This window comes from Salinivibrio sp. EAGSL (assembly GCF_013366455.1).
Lineage (GTDB): Bacteria > Pseudomonadota > Gammaproteobacteria > Enterobacterales > Vibrionaceae > Salinivibrio > Salinivibrio costicola.
This window is the reverse complement of record NZ_JABWMG010000026.1, coordinates 1-21,943: the sequence shown is the minus strand read 5'-3', so window position 1 is coordinate 21,943 and position 21,943 is coordinate 1. Positions and strand designations below refer to the sequence as shown.

The 21,943-nt window shown below is 51.9% G+C and carries 19 protein-coding genes and 2 tRNA genes; 14 read left to right on the top strand and 7 right to left on the bottom strand.

Going from position 1 to position 21,943, the window contains the following annotated elements; genetic code table 11:
- Positions 1–62 precede the first annotated feature (62 nt).
- The 9 genes from def to HLG76_RS13750 all read left to right on the top strand — a co-directional run bounded on the left by def (position 63) and on the right by HLG76_RS13750 (position 9,308).
- Positions 63–575 carry a peptide deformylase gene (gene def / locus HLG76_RS13790; protein WP_175993855.1) on the top strand — a complete coding sequence of 171 codons (513 nt, stop codon included), beginning with the start codon at positions 63–65 and terminating at the stop codon, positions 573–575.
- Positions 576–582: 7 nt separating this feature from the next.
- A complete protein-coding gene (gene fmt / locus HLG76_RS13785) occupies positions 583–1,530 on the top strand; it encodes a methionyl-tRNA formyltransferase (RefSeq protein WP_021022726.1) in 948 nt (315 codons plus the stop codon).
- Between the two features lie 108 nt (positions 1,531–1,638).
- Entirely contained in the window at positions 1,639–2,925 is a 1,287-nt protein-coding gene (gene rsmB, locus HLG76_RS13780) for a 16S rRNA (cytosine(967)-C(5))-methyltransferase RsmB (protein ID WP_077679283.1), read from the top strand.
- Between the two features lie 22 nt (positions 2,926–2,947).
- The gene (gene trkA / locus HLG76_RS13775) at positions 2,948–4,324 is read left to right on the top strand and encodes a Trk system potassium transporter TrkA (RefSeq protein ID WP_077461772.1); all 1,377 of its coding nucleotides are present in this window, start codon (positions 2,948–2,950) and stop codon (positions 4,322–4,324) included.
- Positions 4,325–4,465: 141 nt separating this feature from the next.
- Positions 4,466–5,497 (top strand): diguanylate cyclase, encoded by a 1,032-nt coding sequence (locus HLG76_RS13770; protein WP_077576864.1) that lies wholly within the window; start codon positions 4,466–4,468, stop codon positions 5,495–5,497.
- 94 nt (positions 5,498–5,591) lie between these two features.
- On the top strand, positions 5,592–5,867 hold the full coding sequence (locus HLG76_RS13765) for a YihD family protein (protein WP_021022730.1): 276 nt from the start codon (positions 5,592–5,594) through the stop codon (positions 5,865–5,867).
- A 178-nt stretch (positions 5,868–6,045) separates the two neighbouring features.
- Positions 6,046–7,473 (top strand): cytochrome c oxidase accessory protein CcoG, encoded by a 1,428-nt coding sequence (gene ccoG, locus HLG76_RS13760; protein ID WP_077461774.1) that lies wholly within the window; start codon positions 6,046–6,048, stop codon positions 7,471–7,473.
- A 105-nt stretch (positions 7,474–7,578) separates the two neighbouring features.
- Positions 7,579–8,559, top strand: coding sequence for a serine/threonine protein kinase (locus tag HLG76_RS13755; protein WP_021022732.1), 981 nt, complete (start codon positions 7,579–7,581; stop codon positions 8,557–8,559).
- Positions 8,560–8,591: 32 nt separating this feature from the next.
- Positions 8,592–9,308 (top strand): thiol:disulfide interchange protein DsbA/DsbL, encoded by a 717-nt coding sequence (locus HLG76_RS13750; protein WP_021022733.1) that lies wholly within the window; start codon positions 8,592–8,594, stop codon positions 9,306–9,308.
- Here the strand turns inward: HLG76_RS13750 and HLG76_RS13745 are convergent, their stop codons facing one another.
- Complete coding sequence (locus HLG76_RS13745; RefSeq protein WP_077661250.1) at positions 9,309–10,832, bottom strand: YifB family Mg chelatase-like AAA ATPase; 1,524 nt, start codon at positions 10,830–10,832, stop codon at positions 9,309–9,311.
- 488 nt (positions 10,833–11,320) lie between these two features.
- On the opposite strand from HLG76_RS13745, the gene ilvG reads away from it, so the two are divergent.
- Genes ilvG through ilvA form a run of 5 tightly spaced genes read left to right on the top strand, consistent with a single transcriptional unit; the run spans position 11,321 to position 17,602 of the window.
- Positions 11,321–12,964, top strand: coding sequence for an acetolactate synthase 2 catalytic subunit (gene ilvG / locus HLG76_RS13740; RefSeq protein ID WP_175993854.1), 1,644 nt, complete (start codon positions 11,321–11,323; stop codon positions 12,962–12,964).
- Positions 12,964–13,221 (top strand): acetolactate synthase 2 small subunit, encoded by a 258-nt coding sequence (ilvM, locus tag HLG76_RS13735; RefSeq protein ID WP_021022736.1) that lies wholly within the window; start codon positions 12,964–12,966, stop codon positions 13,219–13,221. Before ilvG ends, ilvM begins: the two co-directional genes overlap by 1 nt.
- Before the next feature lie 18 nt (positions 13,222–13,239).
- Complete coding sequence (gene ilvE, locus HLG76_RS13730) at positions 13,240–14,181, top strand: branched-chain-amino-acid transaminase (protein WP_021022737.1); 942 nt, start codon at positions 13,240–13,242, stop codon at positions 14,179–14,181.
- Positions 14,182–14,198: 17 nt separating this feature from the next.
- Positions 14,199–16,040 carry a dihydroxy-acid dehydratase gene (gene ilvD / locus HLG76_RS13725; protein WP_077576858.1) on the top strand — a complete coding sequence of 614 codons (1,842 nt, stop codon included), beginning with the start codon at positions 14,199–14,201 and terminating at the stop codon, positions 16,038–16,040.
- 2 nt (positions 16,041–16,042) lie between these two features.
- Complete coding sequence (gene ilvA / locus HLG76_RS13720; RefSeq protein WP_077576857.1) at positions 16,043–17,602, top strand: threonine ammonia-lyase, biosynthetic; 1,560 nt, start codon at positions 16,043–16,045, stop codon at positions 17,600–17,602.
- A gap of 45 nt (positions 17,603–17,647) precedes the next feature.
- Here ilvA and HLG76_RS13715 read toward each other — a convergent pair whose 3' ends face one another.
- The 6 genes from HLG76_RS13715 to HLG76_RS13690 all read right to left on the bottom strand — a co-directional run bounded on the left by HLG76_RS13715 (position 17,648) and on the right by HLG76_RS13690 (position 21,850).
- The gene (locus tag HLG76_RS13715; RefSeq protein WP_021022740.1) at positions 17,648–18,019 is read right to left on the bottom strand and encodes a helix-turn-helix transcriptional regulator; all 372 of its coding nucleotides are present in this window, start codon (positions 18,017–18,019) and stop codon (positions 17,648–17,650) included.
- Between the two features lie 187 nt (positions 18,020–18,206).
- Positions 18,207–18,578 (bottom strand): helix-turn-helix transcriptional regulator, encoded by a 372-nt coding sequence (locus HLG76_RS13710; protein ID WP_021022741.1) that lies wholly within the window; start codon positions 18,576–18,578, stop codon positions 18,207–18,209.
- A gap of 279 nt (positions 18,579–18,857) precedes the next feature.
- Positions 18,858–20,693 carry a glutamine--fructose-6-phosphate transaminase (isomerizing) gene (gene glmS / locus HLG76_RS13705; RefSeq protein ID WP_077576856.1) on the bottom strand — a complete coding sequence of 612 codons (1,836 nt, stop codon included), beginning with the start codon at positions 20,691–20,693 and terminating at the stop codon, positions 18,858–18,860.
- A gap of 21 nt (positions 20,694–20,714) precedes the next feature.
- The gene (locus HLG76_RS13700) at positions 20,715–21,479 is read right to left on the bottom strand and encodes a DeoR/GlpR family DNA-binding transcription regulator (RefSeq protein ID WP_077461780.1); all 765 of its coding nucleotides are present in this window, start codon (positions 21,477–21,479) and stop codon (positions 20,715–20,717) included.
- Positions 21,480–21,632: 153 nt separating this feature from the next.
- Positions 21,633–21,717 (bottom strand) — tRNA-Leu (locus HLG76_RS13695).
- Between the two features lie 46 nt (positions 21,718–21,763).
- Positions 21,764–21,850 (bottom strand) — tRNA-Leu (locus HLG76_RS13690).
- Positions 21,851–21,943: the final 93 nt, after the last annotated feature.

The following is a 21,943-nucleotide window of genomic DNA, read 5'->3' as shown; positions in this document are numbered from 1 at the left end:
GTCTAGAATTAACCCAATTATCCCGTGCCGCATTCGGCACAGTTCAATTTTTGCGAGACGTTATGGCTTTACTGAACGTATTAACATTTCCAGATGAGCGCCTTCGCACCGTTGCGAAACCGGTGGATACCGTTACCCCTGAGATCCAGAAAATGGCCGATGACATGATTGAAACCATGTACGACCAAGACGGTATCGGTCTTGCCGCTACTCAGGTTGATTTTCACCAACGCATGGTCGTGATCGATGTATCAGAAACGCGTGACGAGCCTATGGTGCTGATCAACCCTGAAATTATCGAAAAGCGCGGTGAAGAGGGTATTGAAGAAGGGTGCCTCTCTGTGCCGAGCTCACGTGCCTTAGTGCCTCGAGCAGCCGAAGTGACGGTCAAAGCACTCGATCGTGACGGCAATCCATTTCAGTTCGATGCAGACGACTTACTGGCGATTTGTATTCAACACGAGCTTGACCACTTAGAAGGCAAGCTATTCGTTGATTATCTATCACCATTGAAGCGCCAACGCATCAAGCAAAAAATGGAAAAACTCAAACGCGCTAACCAAAAAGCAAGCTGAGGTCACTTTGAGCAAACCGCTGCGTATAGTATTTGCGGGCACGCCGGACTTTGCCGCGCGCCATTTACAAGCCTTACTCGACAGTGAGCATGAGGTCATTGCGGTCTATAGCCGCGAAGATAAACCAGCAGGACGGGGCAAAAAGCTCACGGCGAGCCCAGTTAAACAACTGGCGATTGAACATGCACTCCCGGTATACCAGCCTCGCACGTTGCGTGACGAAACGGCACAGGCCGAGTTAGCCGCGCTCGATGCCGACGTTCTGGTGGTGGTCGCCTATGGACTTATTTTGCCGAAAGCCGTGTTAACGATCCCAAGATTGGGCTGCGTTAATGTGCATGGCTCAATTTTGCCACGTTGGCGGGGGGCCGCACCGATTGAGCGAGCGGTCTGGGCAGGCGACAACGAAACCGGCGTCACCATCATGCAGATGGATGAAGGGCTCGATACCGGTGACATGTTAAAAATCGCCACCTTACCGATTGATGACAAAGAAACCAGTGGCAGTCTGTATGAGCGCTTGGCTGAGCTGGGTCCACAGGCACTGATTGATTGCCTCAATGATATGGCCAACGGCATTATATTGGCTGAACCGCAAAATGACGCCAAAGCCAATTACGCCGAAAAGCTAACCAAGCAAGAAGCTCATATCGATTGGCATCAAGACGCGGCGTTTATCGAACGCTGTGTACGCGCATTCAATCCTCGCCCGGTGAGTTTTTTCACCTTAGGTGAGCAAAATATCAAAGTGTGGGGCGCGAACGCACTCGATATTGATGTTGATGCTGCGCCGGGGACCGTCATTAACACTGATAAACACGGTATTCAAATTGCGACCGGCAAAGGTGTTCTTCAGCTGACACACCTACAGCCACCGGGCAAGAAAGCCATGCAGGCTCACGAGCTGCTCAATGCGCGTCGCGAGTGGTTTGAAACCGGCACCCAATTAGTATAAAGGGTGCGTTTTGTAGCAACATCGTTTAAGGCCAGTACGCTGGCCTTTTTTAATGTAACAGGCGACGCTATCGTCTGATGCCATTTTGGCCTTTTAATGGGTAAACATATGAATGTAAGAGCCGCGGCTGCCCGCGTTCTATATCAAGTGGTCGATCAAGGCCAATCCCTCTCGCAGCAACTGCCACTTGCGCAGCAGCACATCGCACCACGGGATGCGGCATTACTGCAAGAGATCTGCTACGGCACCTTACGTTGGTTGCCGCGTTTAGAGCATATCGTGCAAGCTTTGATGGACAAACCATTAAAAGGTAAGCAACGTGTGTTTCATCACCTGTTACTCGTTGGCCTCTATCAACTCGGCTATATGCGTATTCCGGCCCATGCCGCGGTGGCGGAAACGGTCAACGCGACCAAAACACTCAAGCGTCCGCAGTTACGTGGCCTTATCAATGCGATATTGCGTAACTATCAACGCGATCAAGCCTCGCTCGATGATGCCAGTCAAGCCGAGTCCGCCGGGCAACACTGCCATCCCAGCTGGTTATTAACGCGTCTTCAACAGGCCTACCCTAACCAGTGGCAAGAGATTATCGCGGCGAATCATCAAAAAGCCCCCATGTGGTTGCGCGTAAACCGCCAGCATCATACTCAGGCAAGTTACCTTGCTGAACTGCAAGCGGCTGGTATCGCTGGTTCTCCGCACACCCAAGCTTTGGACGCTATCAAGCTCGACGCACCGTGCGACGTAACACGTTTGCCAGGCTTTACCCAAGGTTGGGTATCGGTACAAGATGCCGCCGCACAACTCGCTGTCGACTACCTCCAGCCCGATTCAGCAGAGCACATTCTCGACTGCTGTGCCGCCCCCGGTGGCAAAACCTGTCATATTCTTGAACATCAGCCTGATGCGATCGTCACTGCCATTGATGCCGATGAAAATCGCTTGTCGCGGATCAAAGAGAACCTATCGCGCTTAGGGCTTAATGCTGAGGTGAAACACGCCGATGCTCGCTTGCCGAGCGCTTGGCATTCGGGCCCAGCATTTGATCGCATTTTGCTGGATGCGCCCTGCTCGGCCACAGGTGTGATCCGTCGCCATCCGGACATTAAATGGCTAAGACGCGATAGCGATATTCAAGCCTTGGTCACGTTACAAGCGGAGATTTTGGACGCAATGTGGCAGCAATTGGCGCCAGGCGGTACGCTGGTCTACGCGACCTGCTCGGTATTACCGGATGAAAACGCGACACAAATTCGCGCCTTTTTAACTCGCGAGCCAACAGCAATATTGCGCACCGGCACCCACGACCAGCCAGGACGACAAATTCTCCCCGGAGAACACGACATGGACGGCTTCTATTACGCATGCCTAAAAAAGCCAACCGGCAAGTAACGAGGCAGGGAGTAACAACAACATGAAAATCATTATCTTGGGTGCAGGCCAAGTCGGCGGTACCTTGGCAGAAAATCTGGTCGGAGAAAACAATGACATCACCATTGTTGACCGCGCCCCAGAACGGCTTCGCGAACTGCAAGATAAATACGACTTACGTGTTGTACACGGGTTTGCCAGCCATCCGTCGACCTTGCAAGAGGCTGGCGCGCAAGATGCGGATATGCTGGTTGCCGTAACCAACTCCGATGAAACAAACATGATCGCTTGTCAGGTCGCTTTTACCCGCTTTAACACACCCAATCGTGTTGCTCGGATCCGAAGTCCTGAATATCTCGCGGTAAAAGAGCAACTGTTTAACAGTGACGCCTGTCCGGTTGACCACCTTATCGCCCCAGAGGAGCTGGTGACGCATTATATTCGTCGCTTAATTGAATACCCAGGCGCGTTACAAGTGGTCAGCTTTGCCGACAAAAAAGTGGGCCTGGTGGCTGTTAAGGCCTATTACGGCGGGCCTTTGGTCGGCAAAGCGCTCTCAGCACTGCGCGAGCACATGCCGCATGTCGATACCCGTGTTGCCGCTATCTTTCGGCGTGACCGCCCGATTCGCCCCCAAGGCACGACCATTATCGAAGCCGATGATGAAGTCTTTTTCGTCGCCGCCAGCAACCATATCCGCTCAGTGATGAGTGAACTGCAGCGCCTCGAAAAGCCTTACAAACGCATCATGATTGTGGGTGGGGGGAATATTGGTGCTGGCCTAGCCATGGCACTTGAGCGCCAGTACAGCGTGAAGTTAATTGAGCGCAATCCAGCTCGTGCTGAACACCTGGCTGAGCTATTAGAAGAAACCACCGTTTTTTGTGGCGATGCGTCTGACCAGGAATTACTCAGCGAAGAGCACATTGAGCAGATTGATGTCTTTATCGCGGTCACCAACGAAGATGAAGCCAATATTATGTCGGCAATGCTCGCTAAACGCCTAGGGGCAAAAAAAGTCATGGTGCTGATTCAACGCGGTGCTTATGTCGACTTGGTTCAAGGTGGGGTGATTGATATTGCCATCTCCCCCCAACAAGCGACGATTTCGGCGTTGCTCACCCATGTACGCCGCGCCGATATTGTCAATGTGTCGTCATTACGACGCGGCGCCGCTGAAGCAATTGAAGCAATTGCGCACGGTGATGCGTCAACGTCCAAAGTGGTTGGCCGGGCAATTGGCGAGATAAAGTTACCACCGGGCACGACCATAGGTGCGGTTGTACGAGGCGATGAAGTATTGATTGCCCATGATAAAACCGTGATCCAGCAAGATGATCATGTGGTGTTATTCTTGGTGAATAAAAAATACATTCCGGATGTTGAACGCCTATTCCAACCCAGCCCGTTCTTTCTTTAACACCCGTTATTGCGCCAACACAAGCCTGCAGACATCCGTGTCTGCAGGCTCACGCTTTTTATCTCAACGCTGCCACTCCTGTCACTTTGGGTATACACTGAACAAAGTGCCTATCTATGTTGCTTAGCAGAAAGGACCGCCATGTCAGACGATCAATTTCAACAATCGACCGTATTTCTCAAAAAAGCGGTCCCTTTGATGATGAAATATAAGGTGCCCACGACACCGACCAACTACGCGCTATGGTACACCTACGTCGCCAATACCGATCCAAAGCTCACCGCTGACGTCGATACCACCGTCCATGAGCATGGCACGTGCAGTCCTCTTCAAAGCGACATCTTGTATCAAAAGCATATGGCGGATAAACACAGCCAGAACATTGGCAGCCTTAAGCAAAGCCTTGAGTCAATGATGACGGAGATGAGTCATTCGATGTCTGACACGCTTCAGGACACAGACGCGTTTCACTCGGTACTCGACAAAACATTCGAACAGCTGTCTCGCGTTGAAAACGAAGGGTTGTCCATTGATGAAACCATCGCCGTTGTCCGTAATGTAGTGAAAGACTCGCAAGCTCTGACTCAATCGACCCGCTACTTTAAACACCAACTGAGTGATGCCCAGCAAGAAATTGCCCAACTAAAACAAAACCTCGCAGAGATGACCGAGCAAGCCACCCATGATGGCTTAACCGGCCTGCTCAATCGGGCCGCCTTTGAACGCGAGCTCAATGCGTACACCGAAAACGCACAAACCTGGCCGTTTGCTTTAGTCCTCGTCGACCTCGATCACTTTAAACAACTTAACGATACATACGGTCACGTGCTCGGCGATATCGCTTTGAAGCAGGTCGCCAAGCGATTACTCGACTACTGCCGAGAAGGCGTACAAGCGTTCCGCTACGGCGGCGAAGAGTTTGCGCTACTGTTACCTAAAAGACGTCTCAATAGCGCAAAACGGACCGCTGAAACGCTACGTGCCGCTATCGATAGAATGGTGATAAAAGACCGGCGTCGTGGCCAAACATTGGATCATATTACCGTGTCCATGGGCGTCGCCGAGTACGATGAGCATGCTCGCGAATCTGGCGCCGACCTCATTTACCGTGCTGATCAACAACTCTATAAGGCCAAAAACCTCGGGCGTAATCGTGTGATGCCGATAAATTAACTCTCGCCTGAGAGGAATTTGATCTTGGCTAAGTATTCACCGCTCGCCGTCGGGCAAAATGGTATTTTTTACGTGCCACATTAAGGATCCCGCCATGCACTGCCATCGTATCAACGAGTTGCTCGATCTACTGAACCAATCTTGGCAACAAACGCCCAATCACTCGCTCATGACCATGCTCAATCTGATTGCCCAAGAGGCCGGTCATCGCGATGACTTAACAACGCTATCGGACGACACCTTGATCTATCAACTCAAAATGCGACTAGAAGATAGCAACGCGCCTATTCCTGGCCTTGCAAAAGACAATGAAGACGACTTTAAAGCCGCTATTTTACGGGCGAGAGGCATTACCCCAACAAAAGAGTGAGTCAGTGGCCCTCGCTAATCGTCTGTTATAGCTGGAATTCGTTCAGTTTGTGGCTGTATCGCAAACTATGACTCTGGTAGCGTATTCACGGCGTTTGCTGCGCTACAATCACAGGCACAATGATAATTAGGGCCTGGCAATGCACCATGGACCCGCTATCCCAAGGAAAGCCAATGTCATGAGCGATAAAAAAATTAACGTCAAAGACGTGACTGCAAAAGAATACAATCCCAAAACCCATAAAGGTAACGACGATCGCTTTAATCCGAGTAATCGCATTTATGTACGCGCGGTGAAAGGCTATTACCAGCGAATGCGCCGTTACATGGGCTGGTTCTTTATGCTGCTGTTTCTGCTAACGCCCTGGATCCCGTATCAAGGCCGACAAGCCATTTTGCTGGATATAGGCAATCAAAAGTTTAATTTTTTCGGCACCACGTTGTGGCCACAAGACCTGACCTTGTTGGCTGCACTTTTGATGCTCGCCGCCTTCGGCCTCTTTTTTATTACCACTTTTCTTGGCCGGGTGTGGTGTGGCTATTTGTGCCCGCAAACAGTATGGACCTTTCTCTTTATCTGGTTTGAAGAAAAGCTGGAGGGGGCGGCCAACAAACGCCGAAAACAAGACTCGCTCAAACTTACGCCGGCATTGGCTGCGCGAAAAGCCGCGAAGCATGCGGCTTGGTGGCTCATATCTCTGGTCACGGGCGCCACGTTTGTCGGTTACTTTGTCCCCGTGCAATCGCTCGCGGTCGATTTAGTCACGTTCGATACTAGCTTTTGGGTCGGCTTTTGGGTGATCTTCTTTGCTGCCTGTACTTACGGGAATGCGGGCTGGATGCGATCGATCATGTGTATTCACATGTGCCCCTACGCGCGCTTTCAGTCCGCAATGTTTGATAAAGACACCTTTATCGTTGGCTATGATGCCAAACGCGGCGAAAAACGCGGGCCTCGCCCACGTAAGAAAGATCCCAAAGCATTAGGATTAGGCGACTGTATTGACTGCAACCTATGTGTGCAAGTGTGTCCGACAGGTATCGATATTCGTGATGGTTTGCAGTATGAATGCATCAACTGTGGTGCCTGTGTCGATGCGTGTGATGAAACCATGGATCGCATGGGGTACGCGCGCGGCCTAATCAGCTACACCACCGAGCACAAGCTCGAAGGAAAGAAAACCGCGGTCATGCGACCAAAACTGGTGGGTTATGGGGCGGTCATGGTTATTGTGACTGCAATGTTTATTTATCTGGCGATGTCGGTCATGCCGATGGAGCTGGATGTGATACGCGACCGTAATCAACTGTATCGCATTAACAACCAAGGACTGGTTGAAAATACCTACACCTTAAAAATCTTAAATAAAACGCAGACAGACGACGTATACCAGCTGTCGGTTAAAGGCTTGGATGAGGTGACATGGCACGGGCCACAAACCGTTAATGTACAAGCGGGTGAGGTTTTCTCACTGCCGATTAGTCTGGCAGTCGATACGTACGAGATGGAGCAACGCATTGCCGACATCACCTTTGTGATGGAGCGTGAATCAGGCGACAAACAAAAAAGGGTAACGGCTGAAAGCCGCTTTATCACGGATCTGTAATCGGCCAATTCACCACAACAACCATTCACGACAAATAAACAGGGCGCAGGCAGCGCCCTTTTTATTTGTTACTATAACGTTTCTTTTGTCATTCTCAGGTGGCGTATGACCGAGATAGGCTTTGACTTTCATGCTCTTACTCCCGACGTTCAATTAAATGCGATTGAATCGGTCGGTATTTTTCCTCAATCCGGCCTACTCGCGCTGAACAGCTATGAAAATCGGGTGGCCCAGTTTGTCGCCGATGATGGCCAGCGCTATGTGGTCAAGTTCTATCGGCCCGCTCGCTGGTCCGATGCGCAAATTCATGAAGAACATGCTTTCTGCCGCGAGCTAGCCGACGCAGATATTCCCGTCGTTGCGCCGATTCAACGAGAGGGAACCAGTCTTTTTTACGCGTCAGGCTTTCGCTTTGCCTTATTCCCCAGTGTGGGCGGTCGCGGCTTTGAAGTGGACAATTGGGATCAGCTCGAAGCGGTCGGCCGTTATCTGGGTCGTATCCACCAAATGGGCGCCGCTAAGCCTTTTCAAACTCGCGCTAAATTTGATCTCGACAGCCACCTTTATCAGCCACGCCGCGAGCTAGGAGAAGCCAGCTTGATCCCAGCAAGCCTGCAAGCGACATTCTTCTCTGATCTCGACCGATTAATCGATGCCATCGCGGCGCGATGGCACACGGAGTGGCCCGCGATTCGGCTCCATGGCGATTGTCATCCCAGCAATATTTTGTGGCGAGACGGTCCACTATTTGTCGATTTTGATGACACCCGTAACGGTCCCGCGATGCAAGATTTATGGCTATTTTTAAACGGCAGTCGCGCCGATCAGCTCGCGCAACTCGACACCTTGGCGGAGGGTTATCGCGAATTTCGTGAATTCCCCGCCGACCAATTGCAACTGATCGAGCCATTGCGTGGTCTGAGAATGGTGCATTACATGGCCTGGCTGGCAAAACGCTGGCAAGATCCGGCTTTTCCTCGTGCATTTCCTTGGTTTGCTGATGCAAAATACTGGGAAGGTCAGGTACTCGCTTTTAAAGAACAACTTGCCGCCCTTGAAGCACCACCGCTTACACTGTATCCGTAAGCGCTCAATCGATAACGGAGAGTCATTCAATCATGTTTAAAAAACTGTTGCCTTTGCTACTGGTCGTAGGCCTAACCGCGTGCTCTGAGCCTGAGAGCGTGACGCAGACATCACCAGACACCACCCCAACAACCGAAACCACGCAGACGCAAACGGAGTCGGCAGAGCCTGCAACACCGATTGAGGTAGCGGATGCTAAACCAGGCCGCTTTAAAGCTGGTGAGGATTACCAGGTGCTAGAGACGCCGGCAACTGATTCCCCAACAGTGACCGAGTTTTTCTCTTTCTATTGCCCACATTGTTATCAGTTTGAACCACTGGTCCAGCAGCTCAAACAACAAGTGCCTGATAATGCGAAAGTGGTAAAACACCATGTGTCTTTTATGGGCGGCGAGATGGGCAGTGTGGTAACACGCGCCTACGCAGCGGCGGTTGTGCTCGATGCACAAAAAACCATTATTCCGGTGATGTTTGATCGCATTCATGCGGCACAAAACCCACCGAAATCACTGGCGGAGGTTCGCCAAATGTTTGTCGATAACGGCATTGATGGCAAAGAATTTGACAGCGCTTACAACAGCTTTGCCGCGAACTCCATGGCCAAGCGTTTCGACCAATCGTTCGAAAAAGCGGGCTTGCGCGGTGTGCCTGCGGTGATCGTCAACGGTAAATATCACGTGACACCCAAAACAGTAGAAACTCCGGAAGAATACTTCCAGTTGATCAACTTTTTACTGACCCAAAAGTAATTAGCTGACTTGGGCGTTGAGATGGCGCAATAAGCCATCCATCGCCCGGTATCCCAGCGCTTCCGCTAAATGAGGTCGTGAGATCTGAGCGTCGCCGCCAAGATCGGCAATGGTACGTGCTACCTTGATAATGCGGTGATAGGCCCGAACGGACAACCCCAATCGATGTAAAGCCTGCTCTAAAAACGCCGCATCAGCCTGAACGAGCTGACAATGCAGCTCCATTTCTTGATTACTCAACAACGCATTCACCTTTCCTTGGCGTGCCAGCATACGCTCACGCGCAGCCGCTACCCGCGCTTTTACCGTCGACGTTGACTCACCGCGTTCTCCGCCACTAGAAAGACAGCCTCGTGGCAGTGCGGGAATATCAATGGACATATCAAATCGGTCTAACAGTGGGCCAGATAAACGCGCTAAATAACGCAGAATTTGTTGTGGGTTAGACCGGGCCAATTCACCCTCGTGATGACCGGTTGGACTCGGGTTTAATGCACCGATAAGTTGGAAGCGAGCCGGAAACCGGGTTTTACCATTGGCGCGCGAAATCACAATTTCGCCAGACTCAAGCGGCTCGCGCAACGCATCGAGTACGCGACGCTCAAACTCCGGCATTTCATCAAGAAACAATACCCCATGGTGAGACAGCGAAATCTCACCAGGGCGCGGTACGCTGCCGCCTCCGACCAAGGCTGCCATGGAGCTGGAATGGTGGGGGCTACGGAAAGGGCGCTGACGCCAATTTCCCTCATGCAAAGGTTGTTGAGTCAAAGAGGTGACGGCGGCTGAGGCCAACGCTTCATCATCATTCATCGGTGGCAGCAAGTCACATAAACGCGACGCAAGCATGGTTTTTCCAGTGCCGGGAGGACCTACAAAAAGTAAGTTATGAGAGCCACTGGCGGCAATTTCTAACGCCCGCTTGCCTTGTTGCTGACCGATAATGTCGCGTAAGCATCGCGTCACCGCTGGCGTGTCATTCACGGCAGGTACAGCGTTTAAACATAAACTTTGCTGGCCGGCTAGGTGTTGGCTCACGGCAATCAGGTCGGGCGCTGACACATGCCGCTCATTGTCTACCAGCGCCACTTGATTGGCATTATCATCCGGTACCACCAGGGCTCGCTGCGCTTTTTGACTGGCGAGCGCCGCCGGCAATGCGCCTTTAACCGGCCGTAATTGTCCTGACAACGCCAGTTCACCTAAAAACTCAAACGCGTTTAAACGCTTTTCTGGCAACTGTCCCGACGCCACCAAGATCCCAAGCGCAATGGGTAAATCAAATCGTCCCCCTTCTTTAGGTAAGTCGGCTGGGGCCAGGTTGACGGTGATCCGGCGCGAGGGGAACTCAAAATTAGAAGTCACAATCGCACTTCGTACCCGATCACGGGCTTCTTTGACCGTCGTTTCCGGTAAGCCCACCAGCGCAAACCCCGGTAAACCATTGGATATATGTACTTCTACGGTCACACTCGGCGCTTCTACACCGACACAGGCTCGACTGTGAACTATCGCCAATGCCATATTTTCCCACTCCGCTTACTGTCATCGCTATGAAACCCAGCTCTTATACTGCCGCGCTAATCTGTGATTGAGAGTAATTTTTTCTTGTCATGCGAGTGAGGTCTGTGATACCACTACAAATGCACAACAATTAAACACGAGACTCGGCGATAGATCGGCTCCGTGACTGACCTGCAACAAGCAGGCATAAACAAAAACATAATTAACAAAACGCTCATAAAATGGGCCCAATAAAAGATAAGACAGACACATGTTAAATTTCGCTATCGTTCTCATTATTCGCCTCATCGTGGTCATTATTCCGCGAGGGGTGTAGGTACGCGAAAGACAGCAGCAACATCGCAACCAAGCCCCCGCAACCCAAAGGTTCGGGGGCTTTTTTCATTCATGTGGCGATGCCACGCGACAACGGAAGCAATCATGATGGAGCGCGCAGAGACAGGTTATTCGCAACCCTGCTCTCCCCGCTTAGACGGGGAGGGGCGACGATGACCGGTGCACAATGGGTGGTAAAAGCGTTACAACAACAAGGGGTGGATACCGTTTTTGGTTATCCTGGGGGCGCCATCATGCCCGTTTACGATGCCCTTTTTGACGGTGGGGTGGAACATATCCTCTGTCGCCACGAGCAAGGCGCCGCCATGGCTGCGATCGGGTATGCCCGAGCCAGTGGCCGTCCTGGGGTATGCATTGCGACATCAGGCCCTGGCGCCACCAATCTCGTGACCGGGCTTGCCGATGCGATGATGGACTCAGTCCCTATTGTGGCCATCACCGGCCAGGTTGCTAGCCCTCTTATCGGTACCGATGCTTTTCAAGAAATCGATGTGCTGGGCTTATCGTTAGCCTGCACCAAACACAGTTTTTTAGTGACCGATCCCGCTGAGCTCACCCCCACACTCGCACAAGCATTTGAAGTGGCACAATCAGGTCGACCGGGCCCCGTGCTCGTCGATATCGCCAAAGACGTACAGCAAGGCTTGATCCCTGAGACTACAGTCCAGATCACCACGCCACATATCGCGCCACTCAACAAGACAGATATCGACCAGGCGAATGCGCTTATCCGAGCCAGTCAGCGCCCTATGGTCTATCTCGGCGGCGGTGTGGTGTTAGGCAAAGCCACTCAAGCAGTGCGCGATTATTTAGCGCGCAGTGAACTGCCTGTGGTCAGTACCTTAAAAGGCTTAGGCACCGTCGCACCGCACTATCCGTATTATCTAGGCATGTTGGGCATGCATGGCACCAAAGCCGCTAACTTGGCGGTGCAAGCGTCCGATTTGCTGATTGTCATCGGCGCACGCTTTGATGACAGAGTCACCGGCAAGCTCGATACATTCGCCCCCCACGCTAACGTGGTGCATATCGATATCGATGCGGCGGAAATCAACAAACTGCGCCGCGCACAAGCACCGGTTTGCGCCCCGCTCAATCTCGTGCTTCCCGCCTTAGAAAACCCTGACACATCGCCTGATTGGCGCGCTCAAATCACCACCTGGCAAACGACGCACTCGTGGCGTTATGACCACCCAGGTGACGCTATCTATGCGCCGGCACTGCTGAATAACCTTTCGCAGCGTATGCCAACCAGTACGGTGGTCGCGACCGATGTCGGCCAGCACCAGATGTGGGTCGCGCAACATGTACTCCCATCACGGCCAGAGAATCTATTAACCTCAGCAGGGCTGGGCACTATGGGCTTTGGTTTACCGGCTGCAATGGGCGCCAAAGTCGCTCGCCCCAATGATGAGGTGGTGTTAGTGACCGGAGATGGCTCGTTTATGATGAATATTCAAGAGCTGGGCACACTCAAACGCCGAGGGATCGCCGTTAAAATCATTCTGCTTGATAACCAGCGTTTAGGCATGGTTCGTCAATGGCAGCAGCTGTTTTTCGATCAACGCTACAGCGAGACCGATCTGTCTGACAATCCGGATTTTCTCACCCTCGCGCGCGCCTTTGATATACCCGGACACAGTATCCAGCGCAAAGACGAGGTCGAGGACGCCCTCAACACCTTGATGACACATCAGGGCCCGTATTTGCTGCATGTTGCCATCGACGAAATGGAAAATGTATGGCCACTGGTACCGCCTGGGGCAGCCAACCAACAAATGATGGAGCAAAGCTGATGACACAACACCAATTTTCAATTCATGCCACCCACAGCCCTGAGTTGTTGGAGCGCGTGTTGCGCGTGATCCGTCATCGTGGTTTTACCGTCTGCCAGTTTACGATGTCAATGCCTTCGGACTCGGGACAGGTAATTTTTGATGTCACCGTCGAAAGCCAACGCGCGATCGAGACCTTGCGGCCACAACTGACTAAGCTATGGGACGTGGCAGAGGTCATGATGGCCTCTTCGACCACACAGTCCCTACGCGCATAACCAAAAAGGAAGAAAAGAATGTCGACAAATACCGCTGATTATATTTGGTCTAACGGGGAAATGATCGCTTGGCAGGATGCCACTGTGCACGTACTCACCCACGCCATGCACTATGGCACCTCAGTCTTTGAAGGGATACGTTGCTACGACACCCCAAACGGCCCCGTGGTATTTCGCCATCGCGAACACATGCAGCGCCTTAAAGACTCGGCGAAGATTTATCGTTTTCCGATCCCATTTAGCGTGGATGCGCTGATGGAAGGTTGCCGAGAAACCCTGCGCGTGAACCAGCTTCGCTCCGCCTATATTCGTCCGCTTGGCTTTGTCGGCAATGTTGGCCTCGGCGTTTGTCCACCGCCAGAGACACAGATGGACATCATTATCGCTGCCTTTAGCTGGGGAAGCTACCTTGGCGAAGACGCCCTCGCACAAGGGGTCGATGCCATGGTCTCGAGCTGGAACCGTGCCGCCCCCAATACCATTCCAACCGCGGCAAAAGCCGGCGGCAACTACTTATCGTCCTTATTAGTGGGTGGAGAAGCCCGCCGTCATGGCTACGCAGAAGGCATTGCACTGGATGTGCGTGGCTACCTGTCCGAAGGGGCCGGTGAGAACCTCTTTATTGTCAAAAATGGCGTGATCAGTACCCCACCGGCCACCAGCGCGATTTTACCTGGACTAACACGCGATTCGATCATCACACTCGCCAAAGAACAAGGGCTAACGATTCGCGAAGAGTCGATTGCACGTGAAGCGCTTTATCTGGCCGATGAAGTGTTTATGACGGGAACCGCAGCTGAAATCGTCCCCGTGCGCAGCGTCGACCAAATTACAGTGGGTGAAGGTCAACGAGGCCCGATCACCGCCTCACTACAGCAAGCCTTTTTTGGCCTGTTTGATGGCACTACCGAAGACAAATGGGGCTGGCTTGATCCCGTTCACCCCGACCAGCGCGCATAAGGCAAAGGAGTCGTAATATGCCAACCTATCGTTCCAAAACCACCACCCACGGTCGCAACATGGCAGGCGCTCGCGCACTATGGCGTGCCACCGGCGTTAAAGATGATGATTTCGGCAAGCCCATCATCGCGGTGGTGAACTCGTTTACCCAGTTTGTGCCCGGGCACGTCCACCTCAAAGATATGGGCCAGCTGGTGGCGCGAGAAATCGAACAAGCCGGTGGGATTGCCAAAGAATTTAATACCATCGCGGTGGATGATGGCATCGCAATGGGCCACGGCGGCATGCTCTACTCACTGCCCTCGCGTGAGATTATCGCTGACTCGGTCGAGTACATGGTCAACGCCCACTGTGCCGATGCCATGGTCTGTATTTCCAACTGTGACAAAATTACCCCAGGCATGTTAATGGCCGCCATGCGCTTAAATGTGCCCGTTATTTTTGTCTCTGGCGGGCCGATGGAAGCGGGGAAAACCAAGCTTTCCGATCAAATCCTTAAACTCGATCTGGTCGATGCCATGATGCAAGGGGCCAACCCAGATGTGTCTGATGAGCAAAGCGAGCAAATTGAACGCTCAGCGTGCCCCACTTGTGGCTCATGCTCAGGGATGTTTACTGCCAACTCGATGAACTGTTTAACCGAAGCGCTGGGGCTCAGCCAACCCGGTAATGGATCCATGCTCGCCACTCATGCAGATCGTGAACAACTGTTTCTCAACGCCGGTAAACGGATTGTTTCGCTCGCCAAGCGCTATTACGAGCAAGACGACGACAGCATCCTGCCACGCAATATTGCAAATCGCGCCTCATTTGAAAATGCCATGGCACTCGACATTGCCATGGGAGGATCAACCAATACCGTGCTGCACTTGCTGGCCGCCTCTCAAGAAGGCGATATCGATTTTGGTATGGATGATATTGATCGCATGTCACGCCAAGTCCCTCATCTTTGCAAAGTGGCACCATCCACCCAGCAGTATCACATGGAAGATGTGCACCGCGCCGGTGGTGTGATGGGGATCCTCGGCGAACTCCAACGCGCCAACTTACTGAATATGGACCAGCAAACTGTGCTGGGCATGAGCCTTAAAGAGCAACTGGCGCACTATGACATCATGCAAACCGACGATGAAGACATCAAAGCGTTTTATCGAGCAGGGCCGGCGGGCATCCGTACCACCCAAGCCTTCTCGCAACGCTGTCGTTGGGACACTCTGGATGATGACCGTCAATCTGGTTGTATTCGTACCCTCGAGCACGCATTCAGCCAAGACGGTGGCCTTGCCGTGCTGCAAGGTAATATCGCCTTAAATGGCTGTATCGTCAAAACCGCCGGCGTGGATGAGAGCATTCTGACCTTCGAAGGGCCCGCGGTGGTCTTCGAAAGCCAAGACACCGCCGTGGAAGCGATTCTCGGTGGAAAAGTCAAAGCCGGCGATGTGGTCGTGATTCGCTATGAAGGACCCAAAGGTGGACCAGGGATGCAAGAAATGCTCTACCCCACCACCTACTTAAAATCGATGGGGCTGGGTAAGTCGTGCGCCCTACTCACTGATGGCCGTTTTTCTGGCGGCACTTCCGGGCTATCCATTGGTCATGTGTCACCCGAAGCAGCTAACGGCGGCACCATCGCCCTCGTTGAAGACGGTGATCGCATTCACATTGACATCCCGACCCGTGAAATCAGCTTGCGGGTAGATGAAGCCACCCTCACTGCACGCCGAGAAAAGGCGCAGGCAAGAGGGTGGAAACCGAAAGATCGCCAGCGTCAGGTTTCTTACGCCTTAAGAGCCTATGCCACCCTTGCCACCAGTGCTGATAAAGGCGCGGTGCGCGATCGCAGTAAATTGGAGGAGTAAGCATGCAACAGGCGCAATCTTTACCCGCACAACCGATGGACGGTGCTGATTACCTTAGGGATATCTTGCGCGCGCCTGTTTATGAAGTGGCGATCACCTCGCCACTTCAAACCATGAAACGCTTGTCTGAGCGCTTCGATAACCAGGTGCAGCTCAAACGCGAAGACCGTCAACCGGTTCATTCATTTAAACTGCGTGGCGCGCATAATATGATGGCCCAGTTAACCGACGCGCAAAAGCAAGCCGGTGTGATTGCTGCCTCTGCCGGTAATCATGCACAAGGGGTGGCGTTATCTGGAAGCAAGCTTGGCGTGCAAGCAACCATCGTCATGCCACGGACAACACCGGCAATTAAAGTCGATGCGGTACGCGGCTTTGGCGGCAAAGTGGTGCTATATGGCAATAATTTTGATGACGCCAAAGGCAGAGCACAACAGCTTGCCGATGAGCATGGCTATACCTTTGTTCCGCCCTTTGATCACCCACAGGTGATTGCCGGTCAAGGAACTATCGGTCTTGAGCTAGTGCAACAAAATGGTCATCTCGATTATGTCTTCTTACCCGTCGGGGGCGGAGGCATCGCTGCCGGCGTCGCAGTGCTTATCAAACAACTGATGCCTAATATCAAGGTGATCGGTGTCGAAGCGGAAGACTCGGCCTGTCTGCGCGCGGCGTTAGATGCTGGCTTTCCCGTCACCCTCGATCGGGTTGGAACCTTTGCCGATGGCGTTGCAGTCAAGCGCATCGGCGATGAATCCTTTCGGCTATGCCAGCAATACCTTGATGACAGCATCACGGTGTCCAGTGATGCCATTTGCGCGGCGGTACAAGACATTTTTGAAGACACCCGTGCTATTTCCGAGCCGTCAGGCGCGTTAGCACTGGCTGGACTAAAACACTATGTTGAAAAACATCAGCTAAAAGACAAGCAAATGGCGGCGGTGTTATCCGGTGCCAACACCAACTTTCACTCGCTACGCTACGTCTCTGAACGGGCTGAGCTGGGGGAAAAACGCGAAGGCCTACTTGCCGTCACTATCCCTGAACACACTGGCGCTTTTTTCAATTTCTGTCAGATTTTGGGCGATCGCGCCGTGACTGAGTTTAACTATCGATATGGGGATGAAAACCTGGCGAACATTTTCGTCGGGGTGCGGTTGCTGGGAGGCCAAGAAGAGTTGGATCAGATAATCAAGGATCTACGCCAAGCAGGTTATCCGGTAGAAGATTTATCCGACGATGAAATGGCCAAGGTTCATGTGCGTTACATGATTGGCGGGCGTCCCTCAACCCACCTCCATGAACGCCTGTACAGCTTCGAATTTCCTGAATACCCAGGCGCACTATTGCATTTTTTACAAACACTGGGCACCCACTGGAATATTAGCCTGTTTAACTACCGAAACCATGGCTCAGATTACGGACGTGTTTTATGTGGCTTTGAGATCGGCGACCAGGATTTGCTGGCATTTACCGCGCATTTACGCGAGCTCGGCTATGAATGGAAAGATGAAACGTCGAATCCCGCCTTTCGTTTTTTCCTCTCCCACTCGGCGACATAGACGCCAAATAAGCAAAAGCCCGATAACGTTTATCGGGCTTTTTGTTTATTCGTTTCGCGGCTCGGGCGTCATTGATACGACATACTCAGCAATTGATAGTGCGTTATCCATAACGGTTTGACGCGCAACTTGCGGCAACTGACTCAGCAAGCTGGTTAAGGCGGCCAAATCGTCACGATGAGTGAAGGCAATGTCTCGCTCATCAGATTCACCATGCACGAACCAATTAAAAGGGCGACCGGTGATCTCTGCAATCGTGACCAGCGCTAGAATTTTTGGATCGGTTTTTCCCGATTCCATATCTAGATAGGTTTGCCGCGCGACATTCAAACGCTGCGCCATCTCTACCTGAGTGATTTTACTGAATTCCCGTGCTTCACGGATCCGTTGCGCCATATGCGCGGTCGAAATCACCATGATTCATGCCTCATCTCTGCTACCCGAGCTGTATTAAACAAAAGCCCGTCACAACACCAACCCTGCATTATGCATGGCTCGGTAGGCGTATCATGGTAGCGCACATCGATAGTGTGATGCTGCGCTACGGATGCCTACCTCAGTAAGCAAGCACTTACCCGCATATCTAGTCGGTCAGGCAGTGCTCTTATGCGCGTTGAGCGGCCTTTGAATAGTTCACAAGGAACGACGCCATGTTCACGCTTTGATTTAAAATGGCCGTGCGCGCTTCATGGGGTAAACGCGAGAAATGCTCGAGCAAGCGGTTCACATCTTGCTTGTATTGAACATCATGCATCTCAACATCTTCGTCGCCATAGACAAACCACACTAATGGACGTTCAGTCAATTCAGCGATATTGGAAAGCATGCGAACGCGAGGCTCAGTTTTACCGTTTTCGATATCCAAATAAGTCTGACGCGCCACATTGAGTAGTTTGGCCATTTTCACTTGAGTGATGCCTTTCCACTCACGCGCTTCTTTGATGCGTTTTGCTACTTGGGTTTTAGAATCAATCATTGCTTCCTCACTACAACTTATCAATATTTGTCGTTATACCCTGAGTATGCACAATGTAGGCCAGGTTATTAGGCACAAAATAAAGACTTTAAAATCATATCTTTAGCGATATACGCGACATCCTGTTTACATTTCAAGACGCCATGCCTGAGATTGAATGCAAAATGATTTGCATTTTGCAACAAAGCCTATGCAGATCGCATTTTTATAGCAAAGAAGAAGTAACTGATAAATGATCAACCACGCTCCTAGTCAGAGCGTGGTGATTACTAGGCAGGATTATTCCACCGTCACCGCTTTGGCGAGGTTACGAGGTTGGTCAACGTCCGTGCCTTTAATTAAGGCCACATGATACGACAATTGCTGCATCGGGATGGTGTAGAAAACCGGGGCGATGATGTCATCCACGTGTGGCATGGCGATAATTTTCATGCCTTCTTCCGGTGTAAAGCCGGCATCTTGATCGGCAAACACATAGAGCTGGCCACCACGAGCACGTACTTCTTCAATGTTTGATTTGAGCTTTTCCAACAGCTCATTGTTCGGTGCGATCACAATCACCGGCATGTCAGCATCAATCAGCGCCAATGGGCCATGCTTTAGCTCACCAGCGGCATAGGCCTCAGCGTGAATGTAAGAGATTTCTTTTAGCTTGAGCGCGGCTTCAATAGCAATCGGATAATACTCACCACGGCCAAGGAAGAGCGCATGATGCTTGTCAGCAAAGTCCTGAGCGAGCTGCTCAATCGCTTTATCAAACGTGAGTGCCTGCTCAATGCTAGAGGGGAGATGGTGCAAGGCATCGACAACCTCACGCTCTTTATCACGGCCGATACGCCCTTGCATTTTACCCAGCGCGGTGACCAGCATCAGTAGCGCGGACAGCTGGGTAGTAAAAGCTTTGGTCGATGCAACGCCGATTTCCGTCCCTGCTCGCGTCATAAAGGCTAAGTCAGACTCACGAACCAGTGATGAACCTGCCACATTACAAATGGCCATGGTCGCCATATAACCACGCTCTTTCGCTAAGCGCAGCGCCGCTAGCGTATCGGCCGTTTCGCCAGATTGCGATAAGGTAATGAGCACACTGTTGGGACGGGTAACAAACTGGCGATAGCGAAACTCAGAAGCAATCTCGACATCACAGCTAATCCCAGCCAACGACTCAAACCAATAACGTGCCACCATGCCCGCATTGTAAGAAGTCCCGCAGGCGATAATTTGAATGTGCTGCGCTTTGGCCAAAATATCGCTGGCGCCATTGCCAATCGCATCCACAATCACATGGTCGTTGCCCAAACGGCCTTCCATGGTGTTCGTCAATGCCGTGGGTTGCTCATAGATTTCTTTTTGCATGTAGTGGCGATATTGGCCTTTATCGGCGGCATCGTATTGAGCACTGGCTTCATGCACCTCGCGATCGACCGGTGTGCCTTCCTGATTATAAATTGTCACCTCGCGGCGAGAGATATCAGCCACATCCCCTTCTTCAAGGTAAATAAAGCGACGCGTCACATTCAAAAGCGCAAGCTGATCCGACGCGAGGAAATTTTCCCCCACCCCCAATCCAATCACCAACGGGCTGCCCGAGCGCGCGGCAATCAACCGTTCAGGTTGGCGTCTATCCATCACTACGGTGCCGTAAGCCCCTTCAAGCTGATCGACGGTGCGTTGAAATGCATTCAGCAAATCACCACCTTGTTGCATCTCCCAGTCAACTAAGTGAGCGATCACTTCGGTATCGGTTTGCGAATCAAATTGATAGCCACGTGCTTGCAGCTGTTCACGCAATGTCTGATGGTTTTCGATAATGCCATTATGGACCACCGCAATATCATTACCGGACATGTGTGGGTGGGCATTGGCTTCGCTGGGTTCTCCATGGGTGGCCCAACGCGTATGCGCGATCCCCGTTCCCCCGGTCGGATGAGACGCTGCAACGGCATCGGAGAGCGCAGCTACCTTACCCAAACGACGAACGCGGGTTAATTGCCCCTGGTCATCCGTGATCGCAACGCCAGCAGAGTCATAACCGCGGTATTCAAGACGACGTAGGCCTTCCACTAAAATTTCAGCCACATCACGCTGCGCCACAGCGCCTACAATTCCACACATAGTCTTTCCTTATTGGGTTTATCAGGTATCGGCACAGATCACATCTGTCCCCGTTTGTTCGATCGCGCGCTTGAGATCGTCGTCGAGTTGGCTATCGGTGATCAAGGTATCGATGCTGGACCAGGCAAGCTCCAAATTAGGAATACGGCGACTGATCTTGTCAGATTCGATCATCACCACCACTTCACGCGCGACCTCCGCCATCACCCGTGTCAGACCCGTCATCTCGTTAAAGGTGGTCGTGCCGCGCACCACATCAATGCCGTCGGCGCCAACAAAGAGCTGATCAAAGTCATAGGCACGTAAGGTTTGTTCGGCTACTTGACCTTGAAAGGACTCAGAATGGGTATCCCACGTTCCCCCCGTCATTAATAAGGTGGGTTCGTGTTCAAGCTCACGAATCGCATTGGCAACCTGCAATGAGTTAGTCATCACCACTAGACCGCGCTTTTTGTCGAGCAAAGGGATTAAAGCCGCAGTCGTGGTGCCACTGTCGACGACGATACGGTTATGATCTCGAATACGCGCCGCTGCAGTATCGGCAATACTTTGCTTTTGCTTCGACACTTTCACCGCCTGCTCCGATACCATTTCTTGCGGTACGGGCACAGCTCCGCCATAACGGCGCAGTAGCAGGCCGTTTTTCTCTAGCTCGGCCAAATCTTTACGGATAGTCACTTCGGAGGTTTCAAAGCGTTGAGAGAGGGCATCAACACTCACCTGCCCTTGCTCTGTTAGCAAGGACACAATGGTGTGACGGCGTTGTTGGGTATTTCGTTTCGACATATAACCACTAAAGTTTCGATTCGAAACTTATGATAAACAAAACAAAACAAAGTTCAAGATGAAGTGGCGAAAAGTATTAGAGGGACCGAGAAGTGTGACTGGCAGATAACAAAAACGAAAAAAGCCCACCAGCTGAAGCTAGTGGGCTTAATATGGTGCGGAAGGAGAGACTTGAACTCTCACACCTTGCGGCGCCAGAACCTAAATCTGGTGCGTCTACCAATTCCGCCACTTCCGCATGTTTTTTATGATAACTCAGCGGGCGGGCTAAGTATCAATTGTCTTGGTGCGGGGGGAGGGACTTGAACCCTCACGTCCTTTCGGACACTAGCACCTGAAGCTAGCGCGTCTACCAATTCCGCCACCGCCGCAAACCGGTGTGATTCACTGCATCTGCAATAAATCAGAATAATGGTGGCTACGACGGGATTCGAACCTGTGACCCCATCATTATGAGTGATGTG

Excerpts from the sequence above, each read along its gene's own strand:
- ilvA (WP_077576857.1), top strand. The coding sequence starts at position 16,043 with ATGCAACAGGCGCAATCTTTACCCGCACAACCGATGGACGGTGCTGAT.
- HLG76_RS13745 (WP_077661250.1), bottom strand. The coding sequence starts at position 10,832 with ATGGCATTGGCGATAGTTCACAGTCGAGCCTGTGTCGGTGTAGAAGCG.
- ccoG (WP_077461774.1), top strand. The coding sequence starts at position 6,046 with ATGAGCGATAAAAAAATTAACGTCAAAGACGTGACTGCAAAAGAATAC.
- HLG76_RS13710 (WP_021022741.1), bottom strand. The coding sequence starts at position 18,578 with ATGATTGATTCTAAAACCCAAGTAGCAAAACGCATCAAAGAAGCGCGT.
- HLG76_RS13765 (WP_021022730.1), top strand. The coding sequence starts at position 5,592 with ATGCACTGCCATCGTATCAACGAGTTGCTCGATCTACTGAACCAATCT.
- trkA (WP_077461772.1), top strand. The coding sequence starts at position 2,948 with ATGAAAATCATTATCTTGGGTGCAGGCCAAGTCGGCGGTACCTTGGCA.
- ilvG (WP_175993854.1), top strand. The coding sequence starts at position 11,321 with ATGACCGGTGCACAATGGGTGGTAAAAGCGTTACAACAACAAGGGGTG.
- glmS (WP_077576856.1), bottom strand. The coding sequence starts at position 20,693 with ATGTGTGGAATTGTAGGCGCTGTGGCGCAGCGTGATGTGGCTGAAATT.
- HLG76_RS13700 (WP_077461780.1), bottom strand. The coding sequence starts at position 21,479 with ATGTCGAAACGAAATACCCAACAACGCCGTCACACCATTGTGTCCTTG.
- rsmB (WP_077679283.1), top strand. The coding sequence starts at position 1,639 with ATGAATGTAAGAGCCGCGGCTGCCCGCGTTCTATATCAAGTGGTCGAT.
- HLG76_RS13715 (WP_021022740.1), bottom strand. The coding sequence starts at position 18,019 with ATGGTGATTTCGACCGCGCATATGGCGCAACGGATCCGTGAAGCACGG.
- HLG76_RS13755 (WP_021022732.1), top strand. The coding sequence starts at position 7,579 with ATGACCGAGATAGGCTTTGACTTTCATGCTCTTACTCCCGACGTTCAA.
- ilvD (WP_077576858.1), top strand. The coding sequence starts at position 14,199 with ATGCCAACCTATCGTTCCAAAACCACCACCCACGGTCGCAACATGGCA.
- ilvM (WP_021022736.1), top strand. The coding sequence starts at position 12,964 with ATGACACAACACCAATTTTCAATTCATGCCACCCACAGCCCTGAGTTG.
- HLG76_RS13770 (WP_077576864.1), top strand. The coding sequence starts at position 4,466 with ATGTCAGACGATCAATTTCAACAATCGACCGTATTTCTCAAAAAAGCG.
- ilvE (WP_021022737.1), top strand. The coding sequence starts at position 13,240 with ATGTCGACAAATACCGCTGATTATATTTGGTCTAACGGGGAAATGATC.
- HLG76_RS13750 (WP_021022733.1), top strand. The coding sequence starts at position 8,592 with ATGTTTAAAAAACTGTTGCCTTTGCTACTGGTCGTAGGCCTAACCGCG.
- def (WP_175993855.1), top strand. The coding sequence starts at position 63 with ATGGCTTTACTGAACGTATTAACATTTCCAGATGAGCGCCTTCGCACC.